The sequence below is a fragment of the Microbispora rosea genome (genome assembly GCF_044460045.1).
GTDB lineage: Bacteria > Actinomycetota > Actinomycetes > Streptosporangiales > Streptosporangiaceae > Microbispora > Microbispora rosea.
On sequence record NZ_JBITJO010000006.1, the window covers coordinates 83,507 to 101,254 of the forward strand.

13 protein-coding genes are annotated in these 17,748 nt (G+C 72.7%); 2 read left to right on the top strand and 11 right to left on the bottom strand.

The features are described 5' to 3' along the window. Positions 1-130: 130 nt before the first annotated feature. Positions 131-1,564, bottom strand: coding sequence for a pyruvate kinase (gene pyk / locus ACIBK1_RS25230; protein WP_030509982.1), 1,434 nt, complete (start codon positions 1,562-1,564; stop codon positions 131-133). A gap of 107 nt (positions 1,565-1,671) precedes the next feature. Here pyk and ACIBK1_RS25235 point away from each other — a divergent pair, with 107 nt between their 5' ends. Then, a complete protein-coding gene (locus ACIBK1_RS25235; protein WP_156081047.1) occupies positions 1,672-2,526 on the top strand; it encodes a hypothetical protein in 855 nt (284 codons plus the stop codon). On the opposite strand, the gene ACIBK1_RS25240 is transcribed toward ACIBK1_RS25235, so the two are convergent. The 4 genes from ACIBK1_RS25240 to gltB all read right to left on the bottom strand — a co-directional run bounded on the left by ACIBK1_RS25240 (position 2,447) and on the right by gltB (position 10,963). Beyond that, complete coding sequence (locus ACIBK1_RS25240) at positions 2,447-2,863, bottom strand: DUF2784 domain-containing protein (protein WP_051762071.1); 417 nt, start codon at positions 2,861-2,863, stop codon at positions 2,447-2,449. The two genes, ACIBK1_RS25235 and ACIBK1_RS25240, sit on opposite strands and share 80 nt — an antisense overlap. A 197-nt stretch (positions 2,864-3,060) precedes the next feature. Beyond that, a complete protein-coding gene (locus tag ACIBK1_RS25245; protein ID WP_396738123.1) occupies positions 3,061-4,707 on the bottom strand; it encodes a S8 family peptidase in 1,647 nt (548 codons plus the stop codon). A gap of 176 nt (positions 4,708-4,883) precedes the next feature. After that, positions 4,884-6,368: a glutamate synthase subunit beta gene (locus ACIBK1_RS25250; RefSeq protein ID WP_396738126.1), complete on the bottom strand. Its 1,485-nt coding sequence runs from the start codon at positions 6,366-6,368 to the stop codon at positions 4,884-4,886. A gap of 68 nt (positions 6,369-6,436) precedes the next feature. Next, on the bottom strand, positions 6,437-10,963 hold the full coding sequence (gltB, locus tag ACIBK1_RS25255; RefSeq protein ID WP_396738129.1) for a glutamate synthase large subunit: 4,527 nt from the start codon (positions 10,961-10,963) through the stop codon (positions 6,437-6,439). 158 nt (positions 10,964-11,121) lie between these two features. Here gltB and ACIBK1_RS25260 point away from each other — a divergent pair, with 158 nt between their 5' ends. Continuing rightward, on the top strand, positions 11,122-12,669 hold the full coding sequence (locus ACIBK1_RS25260; RefSeq protein ID WP_396738132.1) for a bis-aminopropyl spermidine synthase family protein: 1,548 nt from the start codon (positions 11,122-11,124) through the stop codon (positions 12,667-12,669). 142 nt (positions 12,670-12,811) lie between these two features. Here the strand turns inward: ACIBK1_RS25260 and ACIBK1_RS25265 are convergent, their stop codons facing one another. The 6 genes from ACIBK1_RS25265 to ACIBK1_RS25290 all read right to left on the bottom strand — a co-directional run bounded on the left by ACIBK1_RS25265 (position 12,812) and on the right by ACIBK1_RS25290 (position 17,648). Continuing rightward, complete coding sequence (locus ACIBK1_RS25265; protein ID WP_396738136.1) at positions 12,812-13,753, bottom strand: hypothetical protein; 942 nt, start codon at positions 13,751-13,753, stop codon at positions 12,812-12,814. Beyond that, on the bottom strand, positions 13,750-14,469 hold the full coding sequence (locus ACIBK1_RS25270) for a VIT1/CCC1 transporter family protein (protein WP_030509974.1): 720 nt from the start codon (positions 14,467-14,469) through the stop codon (positions 13,750-13,752). Before ACIBK1_RS25270 ends, ACIBK1_RS25265 begins: the two co-directional genes overlap by 4 nt. Then, positions 14,466-15,512 (bottom strand): prolipoprotein diacylglyceryl transferase, encoded by a 1,047-nt coding sequence (lgt, locus tag ACIBK1_RS25275; protein ID WP_396738139.1) that lies wholly within the window; start codon positions 15,510-15,512, stop codon positions 14,466-14,468. Before lgt ends, ACIBK1_RS25270 begins: the two co-directional genes overlap by 4 nt. Before the next feature lie 91 nt (positions 15,513-15,603). Continuing rightward, positions 15,604-16,566 (bottom strand): ADP-ribosylglycohydrolase family protein, encoded by a 963-nt coding sequence (locus ACIBK1_RS25280; protein ID WP_396738142.1) that lies wholly within the window; start codon positions 16,564-16,566, stop codon positions 15,604-15,606. A 190-nt stretch (positions 16,567-16,756) separates the two neighbouring features. Continuing rightward, positions 16,757-17,452, bottom strand: coding sequence for a hypothetical protein (locus ACIBK1_RS25285; RefSeq protein WP_396738145.1), 696 nt, complete (start codon positions 17,450-17,452; stop codon positions 16,757-16,759). 34 nt (positions 17,453-17,486) lie between these two features. Continuing rightward, a complete protein-coding gene (locus ACIBK1_RS25290; protein WP_030509970.1) occupies positions 17,487-17,648 on the bottom strand; it encodes a zinc ribbon-containing protein in 162 nt (53 codons plus the stop codon). Positions 17,649-17,748: the final 100 nt, after the last annotated feature.

Sequence of the window (17,748 nt, forward strand, 5' to 3'; positions counted from 1 at the left end):
CGGCATCTGACAGGAAATGTCGACTCGCTCCTGCCATGCTCCGTCGAAGGGCGCCGCGCCTTCAAGGGGTTTTCTCCCACCGCCGGGTGCCCCAGGCCGCGTAGCCCGGGGACCCGGCCGCCCGCCGGGGTCAGGTCGACGGGTGGGCGACCGCCGAGCCGATGGTGTGGACGCGCAGGGCGTTGGTGGAGCCGTGGTTGCCGGGCGGCGAGCCGGCCACGACGACGACCTTGTCGCCCTTCTCGCAGACGCCGAGCGACAGCAGCGATGCCTCCACCTGGCGGACCATGTCGTCGGTGTGGTGCACGAACGGCACCTCGAACGTCTCCACACCCCAGGTCAGCGCGAGCTGGCCGCGCACCTGCGGGTTGGAGGTGAACGCCAGCAGCGGGATCGGCGAGCGGTAACGGGCCAGCCGCCGGGCGGTCTCGCCCGACATCGTGAACGCCACCAGGGCCTTGGCCCCGACGATCGCGCCGACCTCGGCCGCCGCGCGGGCGATGGCTCCGCCGGTCGTCTCGGGCAGGCGGTCCAGCGTGTGGGTGGCCTGCAGCGTGGTGCCCTCGGCGGCGACCGCGATACGGGCCATCGTGGAGACCGACTCGATCGGGTAGTTGCCCACCGAGGTCTCGCCGGACAGCATGACCGCGTCCGCGCCGTCCATCACGGCGTACGCGACGTCGGAGGCCTCGGCGCGGGTGGGCCGGGGGGCGCTCATCATCGAGTCGAGCATCTGGGTGGCCACGATGACCGGGTGGGCCTTCTCGCGGCACAGCTCGACGATGCGGCGCTGGACGATCGGCACCTGCTCCAGCGGCAGCTCGACGCCGAGGTCGCCGCGGGCGACCATCACGCCGTCGAAGGCGTCCACGATCTCCTCGAGGCAGTCGACGGCCTGCGGCTTCTCGACCTTGGCGAGGAGCGGGAGCCTGACGCCCTCCTCCTCCATGATCGCGTGGACGAGCGCGGCGTCGTCCGGCGAGCGGACGAACGACAGGGCGATCATGTCGAAGCCGGTGCGCAGAGCCCAGCGCAGGTCCTCCTCGTCCTTCTCCGTGAGCGCCGGAGCGCTTACGGCGACGCCGGGGAGGTTGAGACCCTTGTTGTCGGAGATCATGCCGCCGATGACGACACGGGTGACGACGCGCGGCCCCTCGACCGCGGTCACCTCGAGGTTCAGCCGGCCGTCGTCCACGAGGATCGTGTCGCCGGGCTTGACGTCGCCCGGCAGGCCCTCGTACGTCGTGGAGACGATGTCACGGTCGCCGGGGACGTCCTCGGTCGTGATCGTGAAGACGTCGCCGAAGCCGAGCCGAACGGGACCGGAGGCGAAACGCCCGACGCGGATCTTAGGACCCTGGAGGTCGGCGAGGACGCCCACGGCGCAGCCCAGCTCGTCGGCGGCGGCTCTGACCCGGTCGAACACCTCCTTGTGCAACTCGTGGCTGCCATGCGAGAGGTTGAAGCGGGCGACGTTCATGCCCGCCTTGATGAGCTCGCGTAGGCGCTCCGGTGAGGAGGTGGCGGGCCCGAGGGTACAGACGATCTTTGCTCGACGACTCACAGCACTACCCTAATTGGTACAGACCACTTGCAGTGACGGCGCACACAGCTGTCGCCTAATGTTCAGACACTTCACGCGATCACCCGCGTGCCCTAGCCTTGGCAGTCATGGGACGTACCCGGACCTGGGGGGTAATAACGGCGCTGTTCACCCTGGCCGCGTGCGGAGGCCAGGCTACCGAATCGGCGGCGCCGCCGACGGGTGTTTCGGTATCGCTCAACCAGTGGCGCAGCGACGAGACATCCCACGACCTTGAGGTGTCCGTGCGCAACGACACCGGCACGCGCGTGCGCTTCCAGGACGTCCAACTTGTCACGGCCTCGTTCGCGACGCTCCCGCCGACCCGCGTGGACACCGCCCTCGGCAGGACGCCGCGCACGGACCTGCGGATCCCGTACGGCGAGGCGCGCTGCGACCCGGAGAAGATCCCGCCGGTGCGCCCGGCCACGGTCGTGGCGCACGTCCAGGTCGGGGACGGGGCCTTACGCAAGGTGGAGTTCCCGGTCCACCACCCCGATCCCACCCTGGACGGGCTGGTGAAGGCCGAGTGCGGGGCCTACATCCTGCGCCAGTCGGTGGACGTGACGTTCGGGGACACCTGGACCCGCGTGGGCCGGACCCTCCGCGGGAACCTCGTCGTCACCAGGAAGGGCGGGTCGGAGCCGGTCACCATCGACGACCTCGGCGCCACCACGCACTACACGATGCTGCCCCGTTCCGGCGGTCGCCGGCCGGTGGCGGTGCTCGCGGCGGACGCCACACGGCTGGAGATCCCGGTGGAGGTCACCCCCATGCGCTGCGACTGGCACGCCTTCGCCGAGGCCAAGAAGGCCTACCTGTTCCCGATCTACGGCACCGTGGGCGGCGGCGAAAAACGTTATCTCATCGCGACGCCTCCGGCTCCGGTGCAGCAGACGTTCCTGTCGTACGCGCAGGACGTCTGCGGCGTCGGCGGATCCTGATCGCGAGACCCGCCCAGGAGGCGAGCACGACGGCGATCACCGCCAGCCGCACGTGCCACACGTACGCCTCCGGATAGACGACGCCCTCGATGTAGGTGTCGATGAAGCCGCCGGGCAGCAGCCCGCGCTCCCCCGCCCTGGCCCGCGCCCAGTTCTCCAACGCGGTCAGCGGGCACTCCACGAGCCCGGAGAGCTGCACCAGCCCCCAGGCGCACAGCGCGAGGTGCGGCCAGACGAGCCGGGGCCGCCACCAGGCGAGGAAGCCGCCCAGGGCGATGTAGGCGATGACGAGGAAATGCGCCACCGTCGTGGCCTGCCAGACGAGCCGGTAGATCATGATCTGCCCTCCTTCGCGAGGAGGGTAGGCCCGCCATGGCCCGCCGGACATCCGGCGGGCTACTCAGGCGCGTACTCAGGTGGGGACGAGGCCCGTTCCGGGCCCCGCAACGGGCCTCAGAACGGGCCTCAGAGCGGACGCCGGAACGGGCCCCGGATGGAGCCGGTGAAGGGCGCGGAAAGACCCCGGGAAGCGGCTCAGAACGCGACGGCGGCGGCCCGGGCGGCGTCGACCACGCCGTGGCCGAAGAAGCCGTTCTTCGCCGTGGGCCCCTCGCAGACCTGGCTCTCGCCCGTGCCGTAGCGGTAGGCGCCGGGCACGGGACAGCCCTTCGGGGTCGCCGTCGCGTACAGCAGGCGCTCCACCTGCGCGGGGTCCATCTGGAGCCCGCCCCTGCCCGGCTTGCCGAACCGGCCGATGATCAGCGCCGCCACCCCGGTGACGTGCGGCGCAGCCATGGAGGTGCCCTCCAGATACTGGTAGTAGGCGCACTTGCCGCCCTGGCAGTCGCGGATCACCGAGGACGTCTTCGGCTTACCGTCGGCGAACAGGAGACCCTTGGCGCGCAGGACGCTCTCGGGAGCGGCGGCCAGGATCTCCCGGCTCACGCCCTTGATATCGGTGCCGGCGTCGAACATGTCGCCGCCCGGCGCGGCGATGTCGGTCTGCTCGACGCCATAGTCGGAGTACGGCGCCTTGTGCCCGCCGGGGCCGACGGAGGACACCGAGATGACGCCGTCGAGCTCGGCCGGGACGTTGAGGCAGGTGTTGTCGACGGACCGCGTCTTCTCCGCGCCCTTGGGGAAGTCGGGGCTGGAGGTGTCGGCCTTCACCTTGCCGAGGTCGAGGCTCTCGTTCCCGATCGCGCTGACGAGTGTGACGCCGCGCGTGTGGGCGTACTTGACCGCGCGGCGCATGCCCTCCAGGATCGCCCGCTGCTCCAGGCGCTCCCTGTTCGTGTCGCTCGGGTTGTTCGCGCAGTTGAACGTCCAGGGGTCGACGTAGAAGCTCATGTTGACCACGTCGACGCCGACGTCGGCGGCGTACTCCAGGGCGTCCATCGTGGGCTTGAGGAAGAAGAAGCCGGAGTCGGTGCCGGCGCGGAGGTTGACCAGCGACACGTCGGGGGCGACCCCGCTGACGCCGAGGCCGTTGATCGGCGAGCCGATCGTGCTCGCGACGTGGGTGCCGTGGCCGTCGTCGTCGACGTCGGCCGGGTCCTTGCAGCCCTTGTGCTCGCAGGGGCCGTCGAGCTGCTTGCCGTTCTCGTCGGTGGGCTGGTCGGCGACGAAGTTGCGGCTGAGCGCCCGGTTGAAGTTGGGCGCGATGTCGGGGTGGTGCCCGTCGATGCCGGTGTCGATGACGCCCACCAGCACCTTGTGGCTGCCCCGGGCCTTGGCGTACGACCCGGCGGGGGTGGCGCCGATCATCTTCATGTCCCACTGGCGGTCCGAGAGCGGGTCTCCGGCCTGTGCTGACCTGACATGCTTCGCGGCCGACCGGGCGTGCTTCGCGCGCCGGGGGGCCGAGGCGGCGGGCGCGTCGGCGGTCTTGCCGATGGGACGGTCGAGCGTGACGCCGACCACGGAGGGATCGGCGCCGATCCGCTCGGGGTCGGACGCGCGCACGATGAGGTAGCCGAGCTTGTCGTCCCGCCCTTGGACCGTTCCTCCGGCGGCCTCGGCCGCCCGCTGCGCCGCGTCCTTGCCGCCGTCCTTGTAGAAGACCAGGTAGTTCTGCGCGGGTTCGGACGCGCTCGCCGCCCCCGGCAGGCCGGCGGCCCCCAGCCCGCCGAGCAATGTGATGGACATGATGGCCCCGGCGAGCCGCCCCCGTGCGTACAACGGTCCTCCTCGATGGTGGGCCCCCGGTGCCGGGGCCCCTCGATCCGGGCTCAGCATCCTCCCGGCAGCCGTACGCGCACGCAACTCGGCCACCGAACTGAGATATGCCCGTTTTATCCCTTACACTCCGGCGGCCGTGGTCCGGTCCCCTGGGACCACGGCCGCCGGATGACGCCTCAGACGAGGGGTCGCGCCGTCGGGGGGATGGGAGCGGGCAGGACGGACCGCCCGCTCAGGTAGCCGTCCACCGCCGCCGCGGCCGAGCGGCCCTCGGCGATCGCCCAGACGATCAGCGACTGCCCGCGGCCCATGTCCCCGGCCGCGAACACGCCCTCGACGGACGTCTCGTACGACGCGTTCCTCGCCACGTTACCCCGGGCGTCGAAGAACGACTCCGGGTCGCCGGACAGCGCCGCGAGGTCGTTCAGCAGAGGGCCCTTCTCCGGGCCGAGGAAGCCCATGGCGAGCGTCACCAGCTCGGCCGGGATCTCCCGCTCGGTGCCGGGGATCGGCGCGAACCCCGCCGCCGGGCCCTCGACCTCGACCAGGCGCAGCGCCCGCACGTTGCCTTCGTCGTCGCCGGCGAACCCGGTGGTGGACACCGCGTACACGCGGTCGCCCGACCCGGCCTCCAGCTCCTCGTGCGCGCTCTCCATCTTGAACAGCATCGGATAGGTCGGCCACGGCTGGCTGCCCGGACGGGTCTCCGGCGGCCTCGGCATGATCTCCAGCTGGGTGACCGACAGGGCCCCCTGGCGGATCGCCGTGCCGATGCAGTCGGCGCCGGTGTCGCCGCCGCCGATCACGACGACGTGCTTGCCCTCGGCCGAGATCGGCGACTCGGCGTAGTCGCCCTCCTGGGTCTTGTTCGCGGGCGGGAGGTACTCCATCGCCTGGTAGACGCCCTTGAGCTCGCGGCCGGGAACCGGCAGGTCGCGCCACGCCGTGGCGCCGCCCGCCAGCACGACGGCGCCGAACTCCTCGCGGAGCCGCGCCACCGTGACGTCCACGCCGACGTCGACGCCGGTGCGGAACTCGGTGCCCTCGGCCTCCATCTGGGCGATGCGGCGGTCGACGTGCCGCTTCTCCATCTTGAACTCGGGGATGCCGTAGCGGAGCAGCCCGCCGATCCGGTCGGCCCGCTCGAACACGACCACGTCGTGCCCGGCCCGGGTGAGCTGCTGCGCGGCGGCGAGGCCCGCCGGGCCCGAGCCGACGACCGCGACCTTCCTGCCCGTCCTGGCGGCGGGCGGCTGCGGCGTGACCCAGCCCTCGGCGAAGGCGCGGTCGACGATCTCGACCTCGACCCGCTTGATCGCGACCGGGTCCGAGTTGATGCCGAGCACGCACGCCGACTCGCACGGCGCGGGGCACAGGCGGCCGGTGAACTCCGGGAAGTTGTTGGTCGCGTGCAGCCGCTCGATCGCCTCACGCCAGTCGTCGCGGTAGACGAGGTCGTTCCACTCGGGGATGAGGTTCCCCAGCGGGCAGCCGTTGTGGCAGAACGGGATGCCGCAGTCCATGCAGCGGGCCGCCTGCTTGGTGAGCGCGGGCCGGGGGAAGTCCTCGTAGACCTCGCGCCAGTCGCGGATGCGAACGTCGACCGGGCGGCGCGCCGGCAGCTCGCGCCCGTGTGTCAGAAACCCCTTCGGGTCAGCCAACGGTGTTACCCCCCTCTATCCCTGCGTGGAAACGGTCACGGAAACGGACGTGGTGACTCGCATCGGCGTCACCCGTGGGCGGCGGCCATGACCGCCTCGTCGATGTCGCGGCCCTCGGCCTCGGCGGCGGCCCGCGCCAGCAGGACCCGCTTGTAGTCCGACGGCATGACCTTCGAGAAGCGGCCGAGCGCCGCGTCCCACTCGGCGAGCAGCGCCTTGGCCACCGTGGATCCGGTCTCCGCGAAGTGCTTCTCGACGATCTCCCGCAGGAATTCGGCGTCGTCGTCGTCCAGCGCCTCCAGCTCGACCATCTCGCGGTTGACCCGCTCGGCCCGCAGGTCGAGCACGTACGCGACGCCGCCCGACATGCCGGCGGCGAAGTTGCGGCCGATCGGGCCGAGGACGACGGCCCGGCCGCCGGTCATGTACTCGCAGCCGTGGTCTCCCACGCCCTCCACGACCGCGGTCGCGCCGGAGTTGCGCACGCAGAACCGCTCGCCCACGATGCCGCGGACGAAGACCTCGCCGGACGTCGCGCCGTAGAGGCCGACGTTGCCGGAGATGACCTGCGTCTCGGCCTCGAACGGCGCGTCGGGGTGCGGGCGGACGACGATGCGGCCGCCCGACAGGCCCTTGCCGAGGTAGTCGTTGGCGTCGCCGGTCAGCCGCAGCGTGACGCCGCGCGGCACGAACGCGCCGAACGAGTTGCCCGCGGAGCCGGTGAACGACACGTCGATCGTGTTGTCCGGCAGGCCGGCCCCGCCGTACCGCTTGGTCACCTCGTGGCCGAGCATCGTGCCGACCGTGCGGTTGACGTTGCGGATGGGCAGCTCGAGCGTCACCCGCTCGCCGAGGTTCAGCGCGCCCTCGGCGAGCTGGATCAGCGTGTTGTCCAGCGCCTTGTCGAGCCCGTGGTCCTGCTCGACGACCTTGCGGCGCGGGGTGCCCTCGGGCAGCTCCGGCTGGTGCAGGATCGGCGACAGGTCGAGGCCGGAGGCCTTCCAGTGCTCGATCGCCTGGGTGGTGTCGAGCAGGTCGGCGCGCCCGATGACCTCGTCGAGCGAGCGGTAGCCGAGCTCGGCGAGGTACTCGCGCACCTCCTGGGCGATGAACTCGAAGAAGTTCACCACGAACTCGGGCTTGCCGGTGAACCGCTTGCGCAGCTCGGGGTTCTGGGTGGCCACGCCCACCGGGCAGGTGTCGAGGTGGCAGACCCGCATCATCACGCAGCCGGAGACGACCAGCGGAGCGGTGGCGAAGCCGTACTCCTCGGCGCCGAGCAGCGCCGCGATGACCACGTCGCGGCCGGTCTTGAGCTGGCCGTCGGCCTGGACGACGATGCGGTCGCGCAGCCCGTTGAGCAGCAGCGTCTGCTGGGTCTCGGCCAGGCCGAGCTCCCAGGGGGCGCCGGCGTGCTTGACCGAGGTCAGCGGGGAGGCGCCGGTGCCGCCGTCGTGGCCGGAGATCAGCACGACGTCGGCGTGGGCCTTGCTGACGCCCGCCGCCACGGTCCCGACCCCGACCTCGGCCACCAGCTTCACGTGGACGCGGGCGCGCGGGTTGGAGTTCTTCAGGTCGTGGATGAGCTGGGCCAGGTCCTCGATCGAGTAGATGTCGTGGTGCGGCGGCGGCGAGATGAGGCCGACGCCGGGCGTGGAGTGCCGGGTCCTGGCGATCCACGGGTACACCTTGTGGCCGGGCAGCTGGCCGCCCTCGCCGGGCTTGGCGCCCTGCGCCATCTTGATCTGCAGGTCGTCGGCGTTGACGAGGTATTCGCTGGTCACGCCGAAGCGGCCGGAGGCCACCTGCTTGATCGCGCTGCGCCGCTCGGGGTCGTGCAGCCGCTCGGGGTCCTCGCCGCCCTCACCGGTGTTCGACTTGGCGCCGAGCCGGTTCATCGCGATGGCCAGCGTCTCGTGCGCCTCCATGGAGATGGAGCCGTACGACATGGCGCCGGTGGAGAACCGCTTGACGATCGACTCGACCGGCTCGACCTCGTCGATCGGCACGGGCGCGCCGGCGGGACGCAGCTTGAACAGGCCGCGCAGCGTCATGAGCTTCTCGGACTGCCCGTCCACCAGGGACGTGTACTCCTTGAAGATCTCGTACCGCCGGGTGCGGGTGGAGTGCTGCAGCTTGAAGACCGTGGTCGGGTTGAACAGGTGCGGCTCGCCCTCGCGGCGCCACTGGTACTCGCCGCCGACCTCCAGCCGCCGGTGCGGGTTCTCCGCCCGGGGGTAGGCCCGCGCGTGCCGCTCCAGCGCCTCAGTGGCGAGCACGTCGAAGCCGACGCCGCCGAGGCGGGAGGTGGTGCCGGTGAAGCACTGCTCGATGACCTCGGCGCCGAGGCCGAGCGCCTCGAAGATCTGCGCGCCGGTGTAGGAGGCGACCGTGGACACGCCCATCTTGGACATGACCTTCAGTACGCCCTTGCCGTACGCCTTGATCAGGTTGCGCACGGCCTTGCGCGGGTCGAGGTCGAGCTGGCCGGTCGCGATCATGTCCTCGACCGTCTCCAGCGCGAGGTAGGGGTTGATCGCGCTCGCGCCGTAGCCGATGAGCAGCGCCATGTGGTGGCACTCGCGGGCCTCGCCGGTCTCGATCACGAGCCCGACCCGGGTGCGGGACTTCTCCCGGATGAGGTGGTGGTGCACCGCGCCGGTGAGCAGCAGCGACGGGATCGGCGCCTTCTCGCGGGAGGACCCGCGGTCGGAGAGCACGATGATCCGCGCGCCGTCCTCGATGGCCCGGGAGACCTCCTGGCGGATCTCCTCCAGCCGCCGCACCAGCGCCTCGCCGCCGCCGGCCGCGTCGAACAGGCCGGACACGACGTGCGGCTGGAAGCCGGGCAGCGCGCCCTCGTCGTTGATGTGGATGATCTTGGCGAGCTCGTCGTTGTCGATCACCGGGTAGGGCAGCACGAGCCGGCGGCACGAGGCCGGGCCGGGGTCGAGCAGGTTGCCCTCGGGGCCGATCGTCGACTGCAGCGAGGTGACGAGCTCCTCGCGGATGGCGTCCAGCGGCGGGTTGGTGACCTGCGCGAACAGCTGGCTGAAGTAGTCGAACAGCAGCCTCGGCTTCTCGCTCAGCACCGCCACCGGGCTGTCGGTGCCCATCGAGCCGATCGGCTCGGCGCCGTTCCTGGCCATCGGCGTGAGGATGACCCGCAGCTCCTCCTGGGTGTAGCCGAAGGTCTGCTGCCGCTTGACCAGCGCCTCGTGGGTGGGGTGCTCGTGCTCGCGCTCGGGCAGCTCCTCGAAGCGGACCAGGCCCGCGTGCAGCCACTCGCCGTACGGCTCGGAGGCCGCGAGCTCGGCCTTGATCTCGTCGTCCTCGATGATCCGGCCGCGCGCGGTGTCCACCAGGAACATGCGGCCCGGCTGCAGGCGGCCCTTGCGGACGACCTTCTCCTGCGGGATGTCGGACAGCACGCCCGCCTCGGAGGCGAGCACGACCAGGCCGTCGTCGGTGACCCAGAACCGGCCGGGGCGCAGGCCGTTGCGGTCGAGGACCGCGCCGACCAGCGTGCCGTCGGAGAAGGTGATCGACGCGGGGCCGTCCCACGCCTCCATGAGGGTGGAGTGGAACTCGTAGAAGGCCCGGCGGGCCGGGTCCATCTCGGTGTGGTTCTCCCACGCCTCCGGGATCATCATCAGCACGGCGTGCGGCAGCGACCGGCCGCCGAGGTGCAGCAGCTCCAGCGTCTCGTCGAACGAGGCGGTGTCGGAGCCGTCGGGGTCGCAGATCGGGAACAGCCGCCGCAGGTCGCCCGGGATCAGGCCGGTGGCGAGCATGGCCTCGCGGGCTCGCATCCAGTTGCGGTTGCCGCGCACGGTGTTGATCTCGCCGTTGTGCGCGATGTACCGGTACGGGTGGGCCAGCGGCCAGGAGGGGAAGGTGTTGGTCGAGAAGCGCGAGTGGACCAGCGCGATGGCGCTGACGTAGCGCTCGTCGGACAGGTCGGCGAAGAACGGCTCGACCTGAAGCGAGGTCAGCATGCCCTTGTAGACGATGGTCCGCGAGGACAGCGAGGAGAAGTAGACGTCCGCCTCGTGCTCGGCCCGCTTGCGGAAGGCGAACACGATCCGGTCGAGCTCGACACCGGTCTCGCCGCCGGGCGAGGTCACGAACAGCTGCGCGAAGTGCGGCATGACCGCGCGGGCGGTGGCGCCGGGCAGGTCGCGGTCCGCCGGCAGGTCGCGCCAGCCGAGGACGGTGATGCCCTCCTCGGCGGCGATCTGCTCGATGAGGCCGATCGCGGTCTGCCTGGCCTGCTCGTCCAGCGGCAGGAACGCGGTGCCCGCGGCGTACGCGCCCTCCGCGGGAAGCTCGAACTCCACGACGGCGCGGAAGAACGCGTCGGGGATCTGGGTGAGGATGCCCGCACCGTCGCCGGTGTCCGGCTCGCTGCCGCTGGCACCCCGGTGGTCGAGGTTGCGGAGCGCGGTCAGTGCCTTGGCGACGATGTCGTAGCTGCGGCGGCCCGCGACATCGGCCACCATGGCTACGCCACAGGCGTCATGCTCGAATCCGGGGTCGTAGAGTCCCTGGGGCTCGGGGAGACCTCCGGGAAGGCCAAGGCGGGCAGCAGGCATGTAGTCACTCCCGTCGTCAACGTCTGCGTGGAACAGAGGGACGACGCTGGCCCTGCTGCGGTTGTGGTGCTTAGAGATTACAACACGCTGCCGGAATAGTGCCCCCCAGGTCCGCTTCGCGTACCTTCACAGGTCAGCGCCGTGGATATGGTTTGCGCATGGATGGTCATGAGGCGATCGACGAACTGCTGGCGGAGGCCGGCGTTGACGGCCTGCGCCTGCGCGGAGCGCTGGCGCTCCTGTCCGGCGGCCGCTGGTGGACCCTCGCCGACCTGGTCAGGGAGACCGCGACGTCGCGGCGGACGATCGAGTCGCTGCTGCGAGTGCTCCCCCTTGAGCACAGCGGCGACCGTGTCCGTATTCCCAGTGATCAGGTCAACCGCTATAACGTCTGGCTTGATACGGATATTTCCGGTCTTGGGAATCCGGTCGCCGGAATGGTTCCGGCACACGCCGAGACGCTCGAACGCCTGGAGACCCTGATCGCCGGGGCCCCCCGGGGGCGGCACGCGCTCGACCACGTCTCCGCGACCGCCGAGACCGTGCTGCGCCGCGCCCTCCTGCTGGGGCGGCGGTTCTGGCTTCCCGGCGCCCGCCTGCTGTGCGTCGGCGACCACGACCTGACCTCGCTGGCCGTGCGGATGGTCCATCCCGAGGTCGAGGTCGCCGTGGCCGACATCGACGACCGCATCCTGGAGTACATCGACGCCCAGGACCTCGGGGTGCGCACCCGCTGGGCCGACCTGCGCCTCGGCCTGCCGCCGTCGCTGCGCGGCTGGGCCGACCTCGCGATCACCGACCCGCCGTACACGCCCGAGGGGATCGGGCTGTTCGCCGCCCGGGCGGCCGAGGGCCTGCGCGACCGCGACCAGGGGCGGATCCTCGTGGCGTACGGCGCGTCCGAGCGCACTCCGATGCTCGCACTGAAGGTGCAGAAAGCCCTGTTCGACCTCAACCTGCTGCACGAGGCGATCTATCCGCACTTCAATCGGTATCTCGGGGCGGAGGCGATCGGCAGCGCGGCGGACCTGTACGTGCTGCGGCCCACCACGAAGACGTGGCCGGCGATCGCCTCCCGGCTCGACCGCCTCGCCACGGCCATCTACACGCAGGGCCCGCAGTCCGTCGAGTCCGCCCCGGCGGCGCCGCCGGGCGAGGCGGCCGTCGCCGCGTTCGGGCCGGACCTGCTCGCCGGCGACTGGCCGCGCGGCCTGCTGCCGCAGGTGCCGCGCACCCGGCTCGCCACCCTGCTGGCCAAGCCGTACGCCGGCGACCCCGAGCGGGTGGCGATCGCCGTGCCGGCGGGTCTGGAGGCGGCGCTGCCCCGCCTGCTGCTGGCGACGCGTGCCCGGCACGTGCGCGTGCTGACCGCGGGCCCTGTGGTGGACCTGCCCGCGCTGGCCGCGCTGCTGGCTCCCGTCTATCGCCTGGCCGCCGCGCCTCCGGAAGCGGGCCACGTCCTCGACGCCGTACGGCTGTCGCCCCCGGACGGCGGCCCGGACCGGGTGGTGCGCAGGATCATGGACAGCGCGCACGGGAAGGCCGGAAACGCCTGGCGCGAGGCGTTGACCGAGACAGCCGGGCTCACCAAGCGGCAGGCCAGGGCCGCCGTCGAGGAGACGGCGCCGTGGGCCGTCGACGCCACCCCGCTCGAACTCCCCCTCCACCGGCTCGCCCGGATGACGGCGCAGAGCGCCGCGACCTGATCCTCGAGACCTGGCCCCTGCGACCTGACCGCCCCGATCCGACCCCTGCGATCGGGGTGCCGCGGCGGCCGGCCCCCACGACGCCGTCCCGCCCCACGCTGAGGGCCCGAGACCCGTGACGCCCGCGGCGCCGAAGCCCGGCCTACCGGTCGAGGGGCGGCTCCGCCGAGGAGGTCGTGGCGGGCGGCTGCGCGGGCGCGCTCGCGGACACCGCGGGAGAGGCGCCGGGATCGGTGGGAGGCTCCTCGGAGGGCTGCGCGGTGTCGGCCGGGCCCGGCGGTTGCGCAGGGTCCGACGGCACCCCGGCCACCTTGACCACGCGCCGGAAGACCGCCTTCTCGGCCTCGCGCACGGCCAGCCCGAGCATGATGAAGTCGTCCTTCTCCCCCGGTTCCGCGCCGTCGGCCCTGCCGATCCAGGTCACCCCGAGGTAGTGCCCCAGGACGTAGGCGTTTCCCTCGCTGTAGGCGCCGAACTTCGCCCGCGCCGACTCCAGCGGCTGCACCCAGGCGCCCCGGTAGAGCGACGCCAGCGACTTCGCCAGCGACTCCGCCGCCGCGACGTCCGCCAGGTTGAACAGGGTGTACTGCGCGACGTACACCCCGTCGGCGCTGCCGTACAGGCCGCGGACGGCCTGGCTGCATCCGGCCCCGGCCAGGTCGTCGGTGAGGTCCACTCCCCACACGGCGCCCGCGCAGGACTGGTCCAGGCGGCTGTCCAGCCTGCGCAGCGTGACCTTCCCGGACGTGAGCGCCCGCGCGCCGAACACCTCCTTCGCGGTCAGCGGAGCGGTGTCGGCCTTCCTGTCGGCGATCGGGGCCAGTTCCTTCAGGGTCGGCCAGGACTGGAAGGTCGCGGGCAGGCCCTCCCCCGACACGTCGCCCGACGCCTGGGCGGGCCGCGACTGCCCGCCGCCGATCGCGTTGACCACCAGCGTCAGCACCAGGGCGATCGCCAGCACTCCCCCAGCGGTGACCGACCACACGACCACACGCTGCTGCCGGTCGTCCAGCCCCAGCTCGGCGAGGGCGGCCCCGGTCCGCCTCTCGACCGGCGCGGACGACCGGCGCTTGCGCTTGGTCATAGACCGCCGGTTCCAATCAGCGAACCGAGGCCCCAGGTCAGCGCCGCCGCCACGGCCCCCACCACGAGCTGGCGCAGGCCGCTGAACCACCAGCTGCGGGCCGTCACCCGGGAGACCACGGCGCCCGCGGCGAACAACGCCGCCATCGACACCGCCGCGGAGACCCACAACCCGCGCACGCCCAGCAGGTAGGGCAGGAGCGGCACCAGCGCGCCGAGGCTGAACGACAGGAACGACGACACGGCGGCCAGCACGGGCGAGGGCAGGTCGTCGGGGTCCACGCCCAGCTCGGCCCGCGTGTGGACCGCCAGGGCCTCCTCCGGGTTCCGGGAGATCTGCCGGGCGACCTCCCTGGCGGTCTCCGGGTCCACGCCCCGCTGCTCGTACATCCGGGCGAGCTCGGACTCCTCGGCCTCGGGGTGCCGCTCCAGCTCCCGCCGCTCGACGTCGATCTCCGCCTGGGCGAGCTCGCGCTGGCTGGCGACCGAAACGTACTCTCCGCCCGCCATGGAGAACGCTCCGGCGGCCAGGCCCGCGATGCCGGCGAGCGCGACGATCCTGCTCTCCGCGGTGCCGCCGGCGACACCCGCGATCAACGCGAAGTTGGAGACCAGCCCGTCCATCGCGCCGAAGACGGCGGGGCGTAACCAGCCGCCGTTGACGTCCCGATGCTCATGGTGGATCTCGGCCCGCGCCCCCGTCGTGGCCTTCGTCATCGCTGGCCGGCCTCCGGTTCCACCGCCGCGCCGTCGCTCGCGGCGCCCGCTCCCGCGGCCGCCGTCTGCTTGCCGGGGCCCGTGTCGCCGTCCGGAGGCGGGTCGCCGGCGTCGCCTCGCGCCTCCCCGTTCTTCCGCTCCTCGTCGCGCAGGAGTTCCGGCTCGTCGGCCAGGTCCCGTCCATGGGCGGGGTCGGCGTGGTCGTCGCCGGTCTCGCCGGTCGGCGCGCCCAGCGGTTCCTCGTCCGTACGGTTGCGGGCCAGCCACAGGTACGCCAGCGCGCACAGGAAGATGACGACCGAGGTCCACTGGTTGAGCCGCAGGCCGAGGATGTGGTGGGCGGGGTCCACCCGCAGCGCCTCGACCCAGAACCGGCCGAGCGTGTAGCCCGCCACGTACATCGCGAACACCCGGCCGTGCCGCAGGCCGAACCTGCGGGCGGCCAGGATCAGCACACCGGCGAGCGCGAGGTCCCACAGCGACTCGTACAGGAACGTCGGGTGGTAGGTGGTCGCGCCGGGGATGGTGCCCGGGCGGCCCGGCTCGATCTCCAGGCCCCACGGCAGGTCGGTCGGACCGCCGAACAGTTCCTGGTTGAAGTAGTTGCCCCACCGGCCGATGGCCTGCGCCACGGCAACGCCGGGGGCGAGGGTGTCGGCGACGGCGGTGAAGGAGATGCCGCGCCGGCGGCAGGCGATCCAGACGCCGAGCGCGCCGAGGGCGATCGCGCCCCAGATGCCGAGGCCGCCCTCCCAGATGAACAGGGCGTCGATCGGCCGCTTGGGCGCTTCCGAGCCGAAGTAGATCTGCCAGTCGGTGATGACGTGATAAAGGCGTCCGCCGACGAGGCCGAACGGCACGGCCCAGACCGCGAGGTCGGTGACCGTCCCCGGGGCGCCGCCACGGGCGCGCCAGCGGCGTTCGCCGATCCAGACGGCGACGATGACGCCGAGCACGATGCACAGCGCGTACGCGCGGATCGGGATCGGTCCGAGATTCCAGACCCCCTGAGACGGGCTGGGAATCGAGGCGAGGAGGGGCATGTAACGTGACGTTACCGCAAGAGAGGGCGGGTCCGGAGCGAGGCGCGGGCAACCGTCCCGCGACCTGCGCCGACCACTCGCCGCACCGCGATCAGGGCCCGGCGGCGGTCGCCCCGCGGAGGGCGGCCAGGCGTGCGGCGAGGTCTCCCAGGCCCGGATATTCGCCGAGATCCACCAGCCCCAGCCAGCCGAGCCGGGTGATCCCTTCCGGGTCGCGGGCGCCGAGGACGCCGCCCACCAGTGCCGCGACCGTGTCGGCGTCCCCGCCGAGGGACACGGCGTACGGGAGCGCCGCGGCCAGGTCGGGGGCCTCGCAAATCACGTGGACCACCGCGGCGGCCGTCTCCACGGCGTCCAGGGAGACGCCCTCGGACGGCGGCGACCAGCGGCCGCGGGCGGCGTCCGCCACGGCGTCCATCGGCCCGTGGTGCTCGGCCGCCCAGCGGGCCTCCGCCGCCGCCACGTCCGGCAGATCGGCCGCGTCCACTCCCGCGCCCTCGGCCGCGGCCGACGCCATGGCCGCGATCACGCAGGCCGCCGCCACGGCCGCCGGCGCGCGGTGCGTCGCGGCCGACAGCGCCCCGCACAGCCTCCGGCGGCGTTCCGGGAGGTGGGGTGGCACGGCCCAGCCGACGGGGGCGATGCGCATGGCCGCGCCGTTGGTGGGCAGGTCGCCGGCCGAGGGCGCCGGGAGCTCCCCCGTGGCGTGGAAGTGCGCGAGGGCCCGCCGCGTCGTCGGCCCGAGGCCGCGCACCCCGGGCGCCGCGGCGGCCAGACGGGTCAGGAAGTCCATGGAGACGGGCCGCCCGTCCGTGTCGGCCAGGCACCGGGCGACCAGCACCATCTGCGCGGTGTCGTCGGAGGTCGAACCGCGCGGCCACCCCCGGTCCGGCGCGGGCAAGCGCACGACCTCGGCCGGATCGATGCTCGCCGGCGGGCGGCCCTCCCAGGGCACGCCGAGCGCGTCGCCCGCCGCGAAGGCGATCATCGCAGCGTGGATCCTCCTCGCGGTGCCCGCGGGTTCGGTGCGGGGAGACCGATCGTCGTACGGCATGCGGGCATGCTAACCGCGGCCGCGGAGGCGAAACCCGGCGCGCGGCCGTGCCGGGGCGGCGGCCCGGGCACCCACCGTCTGCAACCGTTTCAGCCGCCGGGGCGGCGATCCGGGCACTCCCGCCTGTGCCCGCTCAGGTCGCCGGGCCGGTGACCCGGGCGCTCCCGCACGACCGGATGCCTGGTGGGCGTCAGAGCTGCTCGCGCACGCCCGCCTCGCGGGCCAGCCCCTTCGTCTGGTCGCCCAGGTCGCCCCGGACCGCCGAACGGGCCCGGCCGAGGCGGGCCACGGGGAGGAGCGCACGCCCGTGCGCGTCCTCCAGCTCGAACGCCAGGGCGGCGTAGTAGGCGACGACCGCGAGCACCAGACCGGCGACGCCCGCCGCGGTCCTCCATTCCGCCGACGCGGTGAGCTCGTAGACGCCGGTGATCGCGAACCTGGTGGCCGACATCGCCATCACGGCCGCGGCCACCAGCTTGGGCAGGCCCGCGAGGGCCGGGACGAGCATCGCCGCGGCGGCCGTGAGCAGGACGACGCCGAGCGCCGCGCTGGCGGTGCCGGGCGCGGAGACGAGCGTGACGCCGCCGATCACCGCCCAGGTGCCGGAAAGGACGCCCATCGCGGCCCCGGCGACCGCATCGCGGGCGCGGAAGCCGAGCACCGAGACGAGGAACTGCAGCGGCGCGGTGAACAGCAACGCGGCCAGGGCGGCGACGTGCGCCTGCGCGGCGGGCACCCAGCCGAGCTCCACGGCGGCGAAGGCGGTCGTGGCCAGGGCGAGACCGAGGAACCCCAGCGGCAGCGGACTGCCCATGGGCCGCAGCACGACACGGGCGACGCCGGGCTGTCCTGCGGGCTGCTCCCCGGGAAGGTCGCGCCCGCTCATCGCCCTGCCGGCACCGGCGTCGGCCGGCGCTCCGTCACGACCGGTTGTCCGGCTCTTGGGTGCGGCTGTCGAACTCGGTGTGGCCGTTCGGGCACTTCGGGATCGTGTCGCCCTCGTGGACCGACACCTTCTCCCCGCAGACGGCGCAGTGGAAGACGCCGGTCTTGCGGGCCTTCTCACCGGTGTGGGCGGGCACGGCGCCTCCTCGCTCAGCTCATCACGCGGAACCGCTCGTGGCGGGCGCGGCGCCTCCTCGCTCAGCTCATCGCGGCGGAACCGCTCGTGGCAGGCTCGGG